This is a genomic window from Xenorhabdus entomophaga, from assembly GCF_037996725.1.
In the GTDB taxonomy this organism is placed as follows: Bacteria; Pseudomonadota; Gammaproteobacteria; order Enterobacterales; family Enterobacteriaceae; genus Xenorhabdus; species Xenorhabdus khoisanae.
Window position 1 is genome coordinate 1 of record NZ_JBBMXH010000412.1, and the last position, 305, is coordinate 305.

Annotated in this window: 1 protein-coding gene; it reads left to right on the plus strand. The window is 56.7% G+C overall.

Annotated features, from left to right (window positions below; all coding sequences use genetic code 11):
- Positions 1 to 56 precede the first annotated feature (56 nt).
- Positions 57 to 305: phage tail protein (locus AAC854_RS23430; protein ID WP_340619175.1), on the plus strand; the 249-nt coding region annotated here is incomplete at its 3' end.

The window sequence follows — 305 nt, forward strand, 5'->3', positions numbered from 1 at the left end:
GGCAAACAGAATAACCTCGTCTGGGGTATCGCCACCCCGAAAACAGGAGTCACCCAATGAAAGCACTGAAAGCCGCCTTGTTAACCCCACGCCCCCATGTGAAAGAAGTGGCACTTTTTGGCACCCAAGTGAACCTGCGCCGCATGACGGCGGCCGAACTGATGAATCTGGAAGAGTCGGTGGACAAACTCAGCGACACAGGAAGCGGGCGGGAAGCTTCTCGTCTGAACATCCAAAGGGTGCTGGACTGTCTGGTGGATGACAAAGGGAAACCCATTCCGGCGGGCGATCTGCCGACGGTCGAT